This is a genomic window from Sporacetigenium sp. TC11 (genome assembly GCF_058146105.1).
This window is the reverse complement of record NZ_JBYVNY010000013.1, coordinates 1-13628: the sequence shown is the minus strand read 5'-3', so window position 1 is coordinate 13628 and position 13628 is coordinate 1. Positions and strand designations below refer to the sequence as shown.

The following is a 13628-nucleotide window of genomic DNA, read 5'->3' as shown; positions in this document are numbered from 1 at the left end:
AAGTCAAAATAATCAACTAAAAATAACCTCCTTGATATAGGAGGTTATTTTTTATATTATCTACCTTTATATTCTATAACTAATCTTCTATAAGGGTCTATTCCTTCACTGTAAGTGTTTACATAAGAATCATTTTGAAGAGCTGAATGTATTATTCTTCTTTCATATGGATTCATATAATCTAATTTCTTTGTTTTTCTTGTTTTAGCAACTTCTCTAGCAGTTTTTTTAGCATATCTTATTAAAGACTCTTCTCTTTTCGATCTATAGTTTTCAATATCTACTAAAACTCTCATGTGACTATTTTTCTTATTCTTATTAACTGCTAAACCAGCTAAAAATTGTATGGAATCTAGAGTCTCTCCTCTTCTTCCTATTAGACACCCTGCATCTTCTCCAAGTACGTCTATTTTTATAGTTTCATTATCTTCTTCTACATTAACTGTTGCATCTATTTTCATACTAGTTATTATGTCTTGCACGAAATTTTTAGCTATATCTACTATATCTAATTCTTTTTCCTTTACTGTGACTCTAATCTTACCTTCTTTATTTCCAATTATACCTAAGAAACCTTTGCTTGGATTTTCTAATATATCTATTTCTACATCGTCTTTTGATACATTTAACTGAGTTAATGCTTTATTAATAGCTTCATCTATAGTTTTTCCTGTTATTTCTAGAATTCTCATTCTTTTCTACTCCTCCCTAGGTTTATTAGCTTTAGCCTTTAAAGGATTTGTTATAAAATATTGTTGTGCTAATTGGAATACGTTACTTACTGTCCAATATAATGTTAATCCTGCTGGGAAACTTAACCCCCACCAAAACATCATAATTGGCATCATGTATAACATCATTTTTTGAGCTGGTTGTTGTCTAGCTTCTTTTGTAGTAGTCATAGCAGTAGTTATATAAGTTGTTAAACCTGAAAGTACTGCTAATATAATATCTCTTTCTGTTAAATTTGGTACCCATAAAAAACCTGCATCAGCAAGTTTAAAAGCTGCTTCACTTGCGAATACTTGATATTTAACTGGCTTACTTAATACGTTATATAGACCTATTAATATAGGAAACTGTACTAATAATGGCAAACACCCTGCCATAGGATTTACTTTATACTCTTTATATAATTTCATTATTTCTGCATTTTGTTTTTCTGGATTATTCTTATACTTTTCTTGTAATTCTTTTACTTTAGGTTGCACTTCTTGCATACCTTGCATTGACTTTAATTGGCTTAAAGATAGTGGTAGTAACACTAATTTAATAAGTAATGTAAATGCTACTATAGACCAACCGTAGTCGCCAATTATTTGATATGTAACTCTAAGAATGTGACCTAATGGAATATTTACTATGTCCAATTTAATACCTCCTATTTTGGTAACCTATTATTGTAGAGGATCATATCCTCCATGATGAAATGGATGGCATTTTAGTATCCTTTTTATAGATAAATATATTCCTTTATAAATACCGTACTTTTTAAAAGCTTCCAAGGAATATTGTGAACATGTAGGATAAAATCTACATGTTTGACCTTTTAAGGGTGATATAAATTTCTGATAAAATCTTATTAATAATATAAATAAATTAGATATAATTCTATTTATACCTCTTAATATTTTTATAAATTTCTTCAAATTATATCCTCCTTACATATGTATCTATAATGAGTTAGAAATTTTACTCTTTTTTATTACATTTATAATTGATTTATTTATAGTTTTATAATCAGATTCATTACAAGGAATTCTAGCAATGAATATTAAGTCATATCCAGATTCTATATTTCCATCACAACTTAATCTATACGATTCTTTTAAAAGTCTTCTTACTCTACTTCTTACTATACTTTTACCTACCTTTTTAGAAACCGAGAATCCTACTCTATTAGTATTTAAGTTGTTTTTTAATATATATACTACTAAGTATTTATTAGCAAAGGATTTACCATGTTTATATACTTTTCTAAAATCAGTATCTTTTTTTAATCCTAAAGTATTATTAAAATCCATATATATATCCTCCATGGTAAAAATATTACAGATTACACAAAAAGGCCGCTAAAAAGCAGCCCTTTTAAATTATTAATGAGTTAATCTGTTTCTACCTCTTGATCTTCTCGATTTTAAGATATTTCTTCCAGCTTTAGAACTCATTCTTTTTCTAAATCCATGTTCCTTGCTTCTTTGTCTTTTCTTTGGCTGATAAGTTCTTTTCATCCTTAAAACACCGCCTTTCAAAATTTTATTCCATTTATAATAATCACTTTACCCTCGAAGTAAGCATAACACATACAATTATAAAACCTTTTATATTTATTGTCAATTATTTTTGCAAAATATAGCCTGTTACTAGCTGTGTAAAATTATATCAACATATAGTTAGTATTGTGGATAAATTGTCGACAAAATATTGAAGTTTGTTGTTTATTCTGATATTATAGAAATACTTGTTGATAATGTTTATAACTTTTTCAACTAAATTAAAGTTATGCACATGTTGTGGATACAATTGTGAATAACTTTCGAAATCATTGATAATACTCTTGTTATATCCTAGATTATTTACTTGTTTATATTATTAATTAAGTTATTTGCATCCTGTTTATAAAATTTTTATAAATAAATAAATTAGTATTTTTTTTAGGTTATACACATACTTGTCCATATATAAATTTTATAATTTATTTCAATATACTTTTTTATTTATATATAGTTAATCTGTTAATTATTTTGTGGAAAATGTTAATTATTTTTTGTACGGAGGTTTGTATTATGGATATAGTTTCTCTATGGGATAAGGCTTTGCAGCTAATAAAAGGTGAGCTTTCTCCTCCTAGTTTTAATGCTTTTTTTAAACAAATAAAGCCTTTAAAAAGAACTGATAACCTTTTAGTTCTTCTAGTCCCAAATGACTTTACAAAAAGTATATTAGAGGATAGATATCTAAACTTAATTGAAAGCTCTATAAACCAACTTTCTTTTAAAAGATATAAGGTCAAATTTGTGCTTGATGAAGATGAAGTAAGAAATGAAGAAATGGAAAGAACAAGTGATAATCAAAAAAAATCCCATCCTAACCTTAACCCAAAGTATACATTTGATACTTTTGTTATAGGTAATAGCAATAGGTTCGCCCATGCTGCATGTGTTGCTGTAGCTGAATCTCCAGCAAAGGCATATAATCCTTTGTTCTTATATGGAGGAGTAGGTTTAGGAAAAACTCACTTAATGCATGCTATAGGACATCATATTTTAGATCAGAAAAAAGATGCAAAAATTGCATACGTTTCTTCAGAAAAATTCACTAATGAACTTATAAATTCTATAAAAGATGATAGAAACGAAGAGTTTAGAAACAAGTATAGAAATGTAGATGTTCTATTAATAGATGATATTCAATTTATAGCTGGTAAGGAGAGAACTCAAGAAGAATTTTTCCATACATTTAACACTCTTCATGAAGCTAATAAACAGATAATTATTTCTAGTGATAGAACTCCAAAGGAAATACCAACCTTAGAAGATAGGCTTAGGTCTAGATTTGAAATGGGCTTAATAACAGATATCCAAGCTCCTGATTTTGAAACTAGGGTAGCAATTCTTAGGAAAAAGGCTCAAATAGAGACCATAGATGTTCCTAATGAGGTTATGGGTTATATAGCTAAAAATATTAAGTCCAATATAAGGGAATTAGAAGGAGCATTAACAAGGGTAGTTGCTTATTCTTCTCTTACAAATAGAACAGCAACTCTTGAATTAGCTACAGAAGCTTTAAAAGATATAATAACTAGTTCTAAAACAGAGGAAATTACAGTAAATAGGATCAAAGAGAAGGTAGTGGATGTATTTGGAATAAAGATGGAAGATTTTAATTCTAAGAAAAGAACAAGATCTATATCATATCCAAGACAAGTAGCTATGTATATATGTAGAGAATTAACTGACTTGTCTCTTCCTAAAATAGGTGAAGCTTTTGGGGGCAGGGACCATACAACTGTTATGCATGCCCATGATAAAATATCTTCAGAGATTGAATCTGGGTCTGATATAAAAGATAAAATAAGTAAAATTATGTCTGATTTGAAGGGTTAGATTATTAACATATAGCGGTTAATATCCTGTTAATATCCTGTTTATAACTTTTCCTTCAAAAAACTTATACTCATTTTAGCCATATAAAAATAACACACATATTAACATTTTATCAACATGCCATAAACTTTGGAATCATTATTGCGATCATACTTATTAACATAATCAACAACACCTACTACTATTACTACTATTATTTTTTTATATTTATTTCCTATAAATCGTTTAAGGAGGTTATCCACAATGAAGCTTATTTGTAATCAAAAACTCTTATCTCATAAAATATCTATAGTCCAAAAAGCTATTAGTAATAAAACTACCTTAGATATATTAAAAGGGATTCTTTTAAAAACTGAAGATGGTAATTTAAAACTAACAGGATATGATTTAGAATTAGGTATCCAGACTTATACACAAGCTGAAATAATAGAACCTGGTTCAATTATTGTAAATTCTAGACTATTTGGGGATATAATAAGAAAGTTACCAGACTCTTTTATTGAAATAGAAACTGATGAGGATAATAATGTATATATTAATTGTGAAAATTCAAGATTTAATATAAAAGGGGATAGTCCAATTGAATACCCACAATTACCAGAAGTAGATGAATATTCGTTATATGAAATACCACAGGACTTATTAAAAAATATGATAAAACAAACTGTTTTCGCTATATCTCAGGATCAAACAAAACCGATTCTTATGGGTGAATTATTAGAAATAGATAATAATAATATAAATTTAATTGCAATAGATGGTTATAGATTAGCAGTTAGAGGTGGACAAATTAAAAACGATATAAGCAATAATAAGGTAATTATTCCAGGAAAAACACTTAGCGATATAAATAGCCTTATTTCGAATGAAGAAGACAACATAAAAATAGGAATAGATGAAAAAAATGCTGTATTTATAGTTAATGAAACAAAAATAATAACAAGACTCCTAGAAGGAGAATTCATAGACTATAAAAAGTTATTGCCAAGAGAATATAATTTAAGAGTTAAGGCAAAAACTAGAGATTTTCTAAATAGTATAGAAAGAGCATCATTATTAGCTCAGTCAGAAAAAAACAACTTAATAAAGCTATCAATCAGGGATGAGTCAATTGCTATAACCTCTAATTCAGAAAGAGGAAATGTTTATGAAGAAGTAAAAATACAATTAGAAGGTGAGTATTTAGATATAGCTTTTAATTCAAGATATCTCATAGAAGCTCTAAAGATTATAGATAGCGATGAAATATATCTTGAATTTACTACTAATGTAAATCCTTGTATAATAAAGCCAGTAGGTGAAATTAAGTACACATATTTATTACTTCCAGTTAGAATATCATCATAATATAAAATAAAGCCCAACAATTATGTTGGGTTTTTATGATATAATATATATTTACATTGATTTTATGTGAATTAATATAGGAGGATATGTTATATGCAAGAAATAAAAATAGAAACTGAGTTTATAAAACTTGATCAGCTATTAAAGTTAGTAGATGTAGCTTCTACAGGCGGACATGCTAAATATCTTATACAAGAAGGATATATAAAAATTAATGGAAATATAGAGTATCAAAGAGGTAAAAAAATAAAACCGGGAGATATACTAGAAGCTGAAGGTAAAAAAATAAAAGTGCTATAAAGGAGTGCTTTTTGTGCATCTTAATAATTTAAGAATTATAAATTTTAGAAATTATGAAGAACTATATTTAAATTTTAATGAAAAAATAAATTTATTTATAGGTAAAAATGGACAAGGAAAAACAAATATTATCGAAGCAATATTTTTATTATCTATTGGAAAGTCATTTAGAACCAACAAAGATAAAGAGATGATAATGTTTGATAAAGATAATGGGTACATTGGTGGAAGTTTTATAAAGGAAAACAGGAATAATTTGATAGAAGTTTCTCTAAATAAAAATAATAAAAAGGGCATAAAAATAAATAAAATATATATAGAAAAAATATCTCAATTACTAGGTAACTTAAACGTAGTAATATTTTCACCAGAAGATCTAAAGTTAGTTAAAGAGGGGCCAAAAGAAAGAAGAAATTTTATAGATAGAGAAATAAGCCAAATAGTACCTAGGTATTACAGTTGTATAACAAACTACAATAAAGTATTATTTCAAAGAAATAAACTTCTAAAAGAAACATTTATTGATGACAATCTACTAGATGTATATGATGAAAGTATGGCTAACTATGGGAGTTATATATATATATACAGAAGAGACTTTATAGAAAAAATAAAAAGTATTTCAAAAGAAATACATTATAAATTGACAGGTGAACTTGAAGATTTAAATATAATTTATAAAAATCAAATAAATATAAGTTTTGAAGATAATTTAGAAAAAGTAAGAGAAAAATTCTTAGAAAAATTAAAAAAAAGTAGAAAAAGTGATAAAATTACAAGGACTACTAAAATTGGATCTCATAAAGATGATATAGAAATATATATAAATAACTTAGATGTAAGGCTTTATGGATCACAGGGACAACAAAGAACAGCATCTATATCATTAAAATTATCAGAAATAGAACTTATAAATAAAGAAGTTGGAGAATATCCAATATTACTATTAGATGACATATTTAGTGAACTAGATGAAAATAGACAAAAATTATTGGTAGATAATCTAAAACAAGTGCAAATGTTTATAACTACAGCTGAACATTCTCATAAGGGTATATTTAACAATAAGAATGTAACTGTGTTTAATATAGAAAAGGGAAATGTCTTAAGTATAGAATAAACTAAAAATATATTCTTCAGAAAAGGAGGAAATACAATGAAACAAGAATACGGTGCAAGCCAGATTCAAGTATTAGAAGGACTTGACCCTGTTAGAAAAAGACCTGGGATGTATATAGGTTCTACAGGACCTAGAGGATTACATCACTTAGTTTATGAAGTTGTGGATAATAGTATAGATGAGGCTCTAGCAGGTTATTGTTCAGAAATATATGTAAGTTTAAACAATGATGGAAGTGTATTAATAAAAGATGATGGTAGGGGTATACCTGTTGAAGTCCATCCTCAAACTGGAAAATCTACACTTGAAACTGTATTAACAGTATTACATGCTGGAGGTAAGTTTGGTGGCGGAGGATATAAAGTTTCTGGAGGACTACATGGAGTAGGTATATCTGTAGTTAATGCTTTATCTGAATGGGTAGTAGCTGAAGTTCATATAGAAGGAAAATCATATGTTCAAAAATATGAAAAAGGAATCCCTTTAGCTCCAATACAAGAAACAGGAAAGTCAAATTATAGAGGTACTATAATATCATTTAAACCTGATGCTACAATATTTGAAGAAGTGGATTACAAATATGAAACATTAGAGCATAGACTTAGAGAATTAGCATTTCTAAATAAAGGAATAAAGATAATACTAGAAGATAAAAGGGATGAAAGAGAAAAGAAAAAAGAGTTTATGTACAATGGAGGATTAGTAGAATTTATAAAACACTTAAATAAAAGTAAAAGTGCTATACACGATGATATAGTTTATATTGAAAAAAATGTAAATGATTATATCGTTGAAATAGCAATGCAATATACTGATGGTTATACAGAGAACATATATTCTTTTGCTAATAACATAAGTACACACGAAGGTGGTACTCATTTAAGCGGATATAAAGCAGCACTAACGAAAGTTATAAACGAATACTCTAGAAAAAACAACTATATAAAAGAAAAAGACCCTAATTTATTAGGTGAAGATATAAGAGAAGGTCTTACTGCTATAATTTCTATTAAGCTTCCAGAACCGCAATTTGAAGGTCAAACTAAAACAAAATTAGGAAACATGGAAGTAAGAAGTATAGTTGATGGTATAACTGTAGAAGAATTTGGAGGATTTTTAGAAGAAAATCCATCTACAGGTAGAATAATAGCAGACAAAGCATTAAGAGCTCAAAGGGCTAGAGAAGCTGCAAAAAAAGCAAGAGAGTTGACAAGAAGAAAAAGTATATTAGAAAGCACATCACTTCCAGGAAAACTAGCAGATTGTTCAGAAAAAGATCCTGCTAAAAGTGAAGTATACCTAGTCGAAGGAGATTCAGCTGGAGGTTCTGCTAAACAAGGTAGAGATAGAGTAACACAAGCTATTTTACCTCTAAGAGGTAAAATTTTAAATGTTGAAAAATCTAGATTAGATAAGATATTATCATCAGATGAAATAAGAAATATGATAACAGCATTTGGATGTGGGGTAAGTGATGATTTTGATGCTTCAAGACTTAGATATCACAAAATAGTAATAATGACAGATGCAGACGTAGATGGAGCCCACATTAGAACTTTACTACTTACATTCTTCTTCAGATATATGAAGCCGCTTGTAGAAAATGGATATGTGTATATAGCACAGCCTCCATTATACAAAATTAAAAAACAAAAACAAGAGCATTATGTTTATTCGGATAAAGAATTAAATAAATTGTTAGAAGAGATAGGAAGAACTGGTGTAGAATTACAAAGATATAAAGGTCTTGGAGAAATGAACGCAGAGCAACTTTGGGATACAACTATGAATCCAGAGACAAGAACATTATTACAGGTTTCTGTACAAGATGCAGCAGCTGCTGATGAAATATTCTCTATGTTAATGGGAGATAAGGTAGCTCCTAGAAGAGAATTTATAGAAGAAAATGCAAGATACGTTAAAAATTTAGATGTATAGGAAGGAGATGTTATAAATGGATGAAAAGAATAGGGTACTCCCTGTTGAAATAGAAGATGAGATGAGAAAGTCCTATATAGATTACGCGATGAGTGTTATAGTGGGACGTGCTCTTCCCGATGTTAGAGATGGACTTAAACCTGTTCATAGGAGAATATTATATTCTATGAGTGAGTTAAATATGACTCCTGATAAGCCATATAGAAAGTCTGCTCGTCTAGTCGGAGATGTTTTAGGTAAGTATCACCCACATGGAGATACTGCAGTTTATTTTGCAATGGTTAGAATGGCTCAGGATTTTTCTACTAGATATCCACTTGTTGATGGTCATGGTAACTTTGGATCTGTAGATGGAGATTCTCCAGCAGCTATGCGTTATACAGAAGCAAAAATGAGTAAGTTATCACTTGAATTACTTAGAGATATAGAAAAAGAAACTGTAGACTTTATACCTAACTTTGATGAATCATTGAAAGAGCCTGTGGTTTTACCATCTAGATTTCCTAATTTATTAGTAAATGGATCAAGTGGTATAGCTGTTGGTATGGCTACATCTATACCACCTCATAATTTAGGAGAAGTAATAGATGCTACAATACATCTTATGGATAATGAAGATTGTAGTGTAGAAGATTTAATGATGTATGTAAAGGGCCCAGACTTTCCTACTGCTTCAATAATAATGGGTAAAGAAAATATAATTGATGCATACAAAACAGGTAGAGGAAAAGTAAAAGTAAGAGCTAGAGCAACTATAGAAGATATGGGTAAAGGAAAACAACAAATAATAATAACGGAAATACCATATCAAGTAAATAAAGCTAAATTAGTAGAAAAAATAGCTGACCTTGTTAAGGAAAAGAAAATAGAAGGCGTATCTGACTTAAGAGACGAAAGTAATAGAAATGGTATGAGGATAGTTATAGAACTAAAAAGGGATGTAAATGCAAATATAATACTTAACAAGTTATATAAACATTCTCAAATGGAAGATACTTTTAGTATAATAATGCTTGCACTAGTAAATGGAGAGCCTAAGGTATTAAACTTAAAACAAATGTTATATCATTATATTCAACATCAAAAAGATGTTGTAACTAGAAGGACTAAATTTGACCTTAATAAAGCAGAGCAAAGAGCTCATATATTAGAAGGATTAAAAATAGCATTAGATAACATAGATGCGGTTATAAGAATTATAAGAGCTTCTAAAAATGGACAAGAAGCAAAAGATGGTTTAATGAACAACTTTAATTTAACAGATGTACAAGCTCAAGCTATACTTGATATGAGACTTCAAAGACTTACAGGTCTAGAGAGATCAAAAATTGATCAAGAATATGAAGAATTAATAAAAAGGATAAATAGATTAAGAGAAATATTAGGTGATGAGAGAATTCTTTTAAATGTTATAAAACAAGAGATAACAATAATAAAGGAAAATTATCAAGATGAAAGAAAAACTGAAATAAGACATGCTGAAGGGGAAATAGATATGCGTGATCTTATAGAAGTTGAAGAAATAGCTGTAACATTAACTCATTTTGGTTATATAAAGAGACTTCCTGCTGACACTTATAAGAGTCAAAAAAGAGGTGGAAGAGGTATTTCAGCTTTAACTACAAGAGAAGAAGACTTCGTTCAACATTTAATAACTACAACAACCCATAATAGTATTTTATTCTTTACTAATAAGGGTAAGGTCTATAAATTAAATGCATACGAACTACCAGAAGGAAAGAGACAAGCAAAAGGAACAGCTATAGTAAATATACTACAATTAACAGGTGATGAGAAAATAACTACTCTTATACCTATAGATGAGAAAAATGAAAATGTGTATTTATTATTGGCTACTAAAAATGGTATAGTTAAAAAAACTAAAATATCTGAGTTTAAAAATATAAACAAATCAGGATTAATAGCTGTAGGATTAAGAGACGAAGATGAACTTATATCTGTAAAACTTACAGACGGAAACCAAGAGATACTATTAGCAACAAGAAATGGTATGTCTATAAGATTTAGCGAAAAGGATATAAGATTTATGGGAAGATCTGCTATGGGAGTTAAGGGTATAAATCTAGGTGAAGATGATAATGTAATATCTATGGATTTATGCAAAGATGGAACCGAATTATTAGTAGTTAGTGAAAATGGATATGGTAAAAGAACATCTATTGATGAATACAGACTTCAAACTAGAGCTGGAAAAGGAATAAAAACATATAATATAAACGAAAAAACAGGAAGCCTTGCAGGTGTTGATATAGTAAATGATGAAGATGAAATAATGATAATAAACTCTAATGGAGTTTTAATAAGACTTAGAGTTAATGAAATCTCATTATTTGGAAGAGTTACAAGCGGAGTTAAGCTTATAAAAACTGCCGGTGAAGTTAACGTAGTATCAATATCTAAAATAAAGGGAGAAGAATAGGATTATTCCTATTCTTTTTCTTTTTATTTAATTAGTATATAATATAGCTGTATGGTAAAATTAAGTAATAAAATTTAGAAAGGGGATAATTTATGGGAGGTAAGAAGAGATATTTTATATTTGGTTCCATAGTTGGAGCTATATTAGCTTTATTATTTTCACCTAAAAAAGGTTCGTCTTTAAGGGAAGATATAAAAGATAAATATAAAGAATATAAAGATGATCCTACTGAAGGCATAAATAATACATTGAAAATAATAGGAAAGAAATTATCTGATGTTATAGAAAAGTTCAATGAAGAGGATATAGAGATACAAGAAAAAGAATTAATTATAAGCAAGAGTTTTGATGAAGAGGGAGAGAATAGATAATGAACGCTATAGGTTGGCAAATAGCAGTTGTACTTATTGGTATAGGAATATTAGGGGTATCTATATACCTATGTATATTAATAAAAAGTGCAACTAACATGGTAAACAAAGCTTATAAAATAGTGGATTATAATGAAAGACATATACATGAAACAATAGAGAATTTAGCTGGAATAACTAAAAATACAGACAAGTTTATAGATATACTAAGCAGTATAACGAATATAGGAAAGTTATTAAAAATCATAGCTAGAAGGTAATAAGGAGGTATTAATATGTCTATAAGTATAAAAAGTAAGTTAAATGAAAGTGATAGTTTATGGAATGTGTATTTAAGTGGTGAAATAGATGTATCTACAGCTAATGAAGTAAAGGAAAATTTAATTAATTTAATCTCAAAACAATCTGCTGATATAAATCTAGACATGGCTAACTTAGATTACATAGACTCAACAGGATTAGGGGTTCTTATAGGAGTATTAAAAAGATTAAAAGAAAATGATAAGGATATATATATAACTAATACAAAGAAAAATGTTAGAAAGATATTTAATATAACAGGATTAGATAAAATATTTAAAGTGGAGGGATAACTTTGAGTTATGAATCATTAAAAATGGAAGTACCTGCTAAACCAGAATACGTAGGAATTATAAGACTAACTGTTTCTGGAATAGCAAATAAGATTGGTTTTAATGTAGACGATATTGAAGATATAAAAGTAGCAGTATCAGAAGCTTGCACAAATGCTATAAAACATAGCTATGATGATAAATTTAACATAGCATTTGAAGTTTTAGATAATGGAATAGTAATAAATATACAAGATAAGGGTAAGGGCTGTGATATTAATTCCATAGGAGAACCAGATTTAGAAAATCCTAAAGAAAGTGGACTAGGGCTGTTTATAATAAAAACTTTAATGGATGAATTAGAAATAAAATCTGAAGGAAACAAAGGAACAAATATAAAGATGATAAAATACTTAGGAGATGATATTTAATGAAACGCGTAGCTAATGCTACAGATTATAACAGTCTAGATACAAAACAACTCTTTGGAATTTATAATAATAATAGAGATATAGAAATAAGGAATATATTAATTGAGAGACATATGTATCTAGCCAATATACTTTCAAAAAAATATATGAACAAAGGTGTAGAATTTGAAGACATTTATCAAGTAGCATCATTAGCTCTTATATATGCTATTGATAGATATAATCCTGAGAAGGGATATGAATTTTCAAGTTTTGCTACTCCTACAATAATGGGAGAAATAAAAAAGTATTTTAGAGACAAAGTATGGACATTAAAGGTTCCTAGAAGAATACAAGAATTATCAAAGAAGGTAAATGAAGTAAAATTAGAGTTACAACAAAAAAATCATAGAACGCCAAAGCCTAAGGATATTGCAGAAGTATTAGATTGTACAGAAGAAGAAGTTTTAGAGGCAATGGAAGCATCTTATGGATATCAACCTATGTCTTTAGATATTTCAAATAATAATGAATCAGAAGATAAAGATATAGCTCTTATGGATACAATAGGACAAGAAGATTTAAATTTCTCTAACTTAGAAAATAGGGATTTTATTAATAAGTTTATAAAAAATTTAAATGATGTAGAAACTAAAATATTTAAAGATAGATTTATTGAAGATAAAACTCAAGCAGCTATTGCAAGGGATTTAGGTGTATCTCAAATGACTGTATCAAGAGCAGAACGCAAAATAATAGAGAGATTAAAAAAGGAATATGAAAAATTATAAAAAATAAATAAATTGTATTGACTTACTTTATATTAGATGGTATAGTATTACTTGTCCTTAGGAAAAGGGACAAGATAATTGAACTTTGAAAATTAAACAGTAGGTCAATTAAACACCATTTATTTATAAAGTAATGCCAAGTTTATCATGAGAGTTTGATCCTGGCTCAGGATGAACGCTGGCGGCGTGCCTAACACATGCAAGTCGAGCGAGGACTTCGGTCCTAGCGGCGG

The 13628-nt window shown here is 28.4% G+C and carries 16 protein-coding genes and 1 rRNA gene; 12 read left to right on the top strand and 5 right to left on the bottom strand.

What is annotated here, in order from left to right; genetic code table 11:
- Positions 1 to 56: 56 nt before the first annotated feature.
- The 5 genes from jag to rpmH form a co-directional block, all read right to left on the bottom strand.
- The gene (jag, locus tag ACUSRV_RS14880; protein ID WP_490142758.1) at positions 57 to 692 is read right to left on the bottom strand and encodes an RNA-binding cell elongation regulator Jag/EloR; all 636 of its coding nucleotides are present in this window, start codon (positions 690 to 692) and stop codon (positions 57 to 59) included.
- Positions 693 to 698: 6 nt separating this feature from the next.
- Positions 699 to 1370, bottom strand: a complete 672-nt coding sequence (locus ACUSRV_RS14875; protein WP_490142757.1) for a YidC/Oxa1 family membrane protein insertase — start codon at positions 1368 to 1370, stop codon at positions 699 to 701.
- Between the two features lie 27 nt (positions 1371 to 1397).
- Positions 1398 to 1607 carry a membrane protein insertion efficiency factor YidD gene (gene yidD, locus ACUSRV_RS14870; RefSeq protein WP_490142849.1) on the bottom strand — a complete coding sequence of 70 codons (210 nt, stop codon included), beginning with the start codon at positions 1605 to 1607 and terminating at the stop codon, positions 1398 to 1400.
- Positions 1608 to 1673: 66 nt separating this feature from the next.
- Positions 1674 to 2024: a ribonuclease P protein component gene (gene rnpA / locus ACUSRV_RS14865; protein WP_490142756.1), complete on the bottom strand. Its 351-nt coding sequence runs from the start codon at positions 2022 to 2024 to the stop codon at positions 1674 to 1676.
- Between the two features lie 72 nt (positions 2025 to 2096).
- A complete protein-coding gene (gene rpmH / locus ACUSRV_RS14860; protein WP_490142755.1) occupies positions 2097 to 2231 on the bottom strand; it encodes a 50S ribosomal protein L34 in 135 nt (44 codons plus the stop codon).
- A 555-nt stretch (positions 2232 to 2786) separates the two neighbouring features.
- Between rpmH and dnaA the strand changes: the two genes are divergently transcribed.
- The 12 genes from dnaA to ACUSRV_RS14800 form a co-directional block, all read left to right on the top strand.
- Complete coding sequence (gene dnaA, locus ACUSRV_RS14855; protein WP_490142754.1) at positions 2787 to 4106, top strand: chromosomal replication initiator protein DnaA; 1320 nt, start codon at positions 2787 to 2789, stop codon at positions 4104 to 4106.
- 243 nt (positions 4107 to 4349) lie between these two features.
- Positions 4350 to 5453, top strand: a complete 1104-nt coding sequence (gene dnaN, locus ACUSRV_RS14850; RefSeq protein WP_490142753.1) for a DNA polymerase III subunit beta — start codon at positions 4350 to 4352, stop codon at positions 5451 to 5453.
- Between the two features lie 93 nt (positions 5454 to 5546).
- Complete coding sequence (locus ACUSRV_RS14845) at positions 5547 to 5753, top strand: RNA-binding S4 domain-containing protein (protein ID WP_490142752.1); 207 nt, start codon at positions 5547 to 5549, stop codon at positions 5751 to 5753.
- 13 nt (positions 5754 to 5766) lie between these two features.
- Positions 5767 to 6873, top strand: coding sequence for a DNA replication/repair protein RecF (gene recF / locus ACUSRV_RS14840; protein WP_490142751.1), 1107 nt, complete (start codon positions 5767 to 5769; stop codon positions 6871 to 6873).
- A 36-nt stretch (positions 6874 to 6909) separates the two neighbouring features.
- Positions 6910 to 8811, top strand: coding sequence for a DNA topoisomerase (ATP-hydrolyzing) subunit B (gene gyrB, locus ACUSRV_RS14835; RefSeq protein ID WP_490142750.1), 1902 nt, complete (start codon positions 6910 to 6912; stop codon positions 8809 to 8811).
- A gap of 16 nt (positions 8812 to 8827) precedes the next feature.
- Positions 8828 to 11251, top strand: coding sequence for a DNA gyrase subunit A (gene gyrA / locus ACUSRV_RS14830; RefSeq protein ID WP_490142749.1), 2424 nt, complete (start codon positions 8828 to 8830; stop codon positions 11249 to 11251).
- A 92-nt stretch (positions 11252 to 11343) separates the two neighbouring features.
- Entirely contained in the window at positions 11344 to 11622 is a 279-nt protein-coding gene (locus ACUSRV_RS14825; protein ID WP_490142748.1) for a YtxH domain-containing protein, read from the top strand.
- Complete coding sequence (locus tag ACUSRV_RS14820) at positions 11622 to 11882, top strand: DUF948 domain-containing protein (protein WP_490142747.1); 261 nt, start codon at positions 11622 to 11624, stop codon at positions 11880 to 11882. Before ACUSRV_RS14825 ends, ACUSRV_RS14820 begins: the two co-directional genes overlap by 1 nt.
- Before the next feature lie 15 nt (positions 11883 to 11897).
- Positions 11898 to 12215 carry an STAS domain-containing protein gene (locus ACUSRV_RS14815; RefSeq protein WP_490142746.1) on the top strand — a complete coding sequence of 106 codons (318 nt, stop codon included), beginning with the start codon at positions 11898 to 11900 and terminating at the stop codon, positions 12213 to 12215.
- Between the two features lie 2 nt (positions 12216 to 12217).
- Entirely contained in the window at positions 12218 to 12625 is a 408-nt protein-coding gene (gene rsbW / locus ACUSRV_RS14810) for an anti-sigma B factor RsbW (protein ID WP_490142745.1), read from the top strand.
- A complete protein-coding gene (locus ACUSRV_RS14805; RefSeq protein ID WP_490142744.1) occupies positions 12625 to 13395 on the top strand; it encodes a SigB/SigF/SigG family RNA polymerase sigma factor in 771 nt (256 codons plus the stop codon). Before rsbW ends, ACUSRV_RS14805 begins: the two co-directional genes overlap by 1 nt.
- Before the next feature lie 143 nt (positions 13396 to 13538).
- Positions 13539 to 13628, top strand: a 16S ribosomal RNA gene (locus ACUSRV_RS14800); the annotation flags it as partial.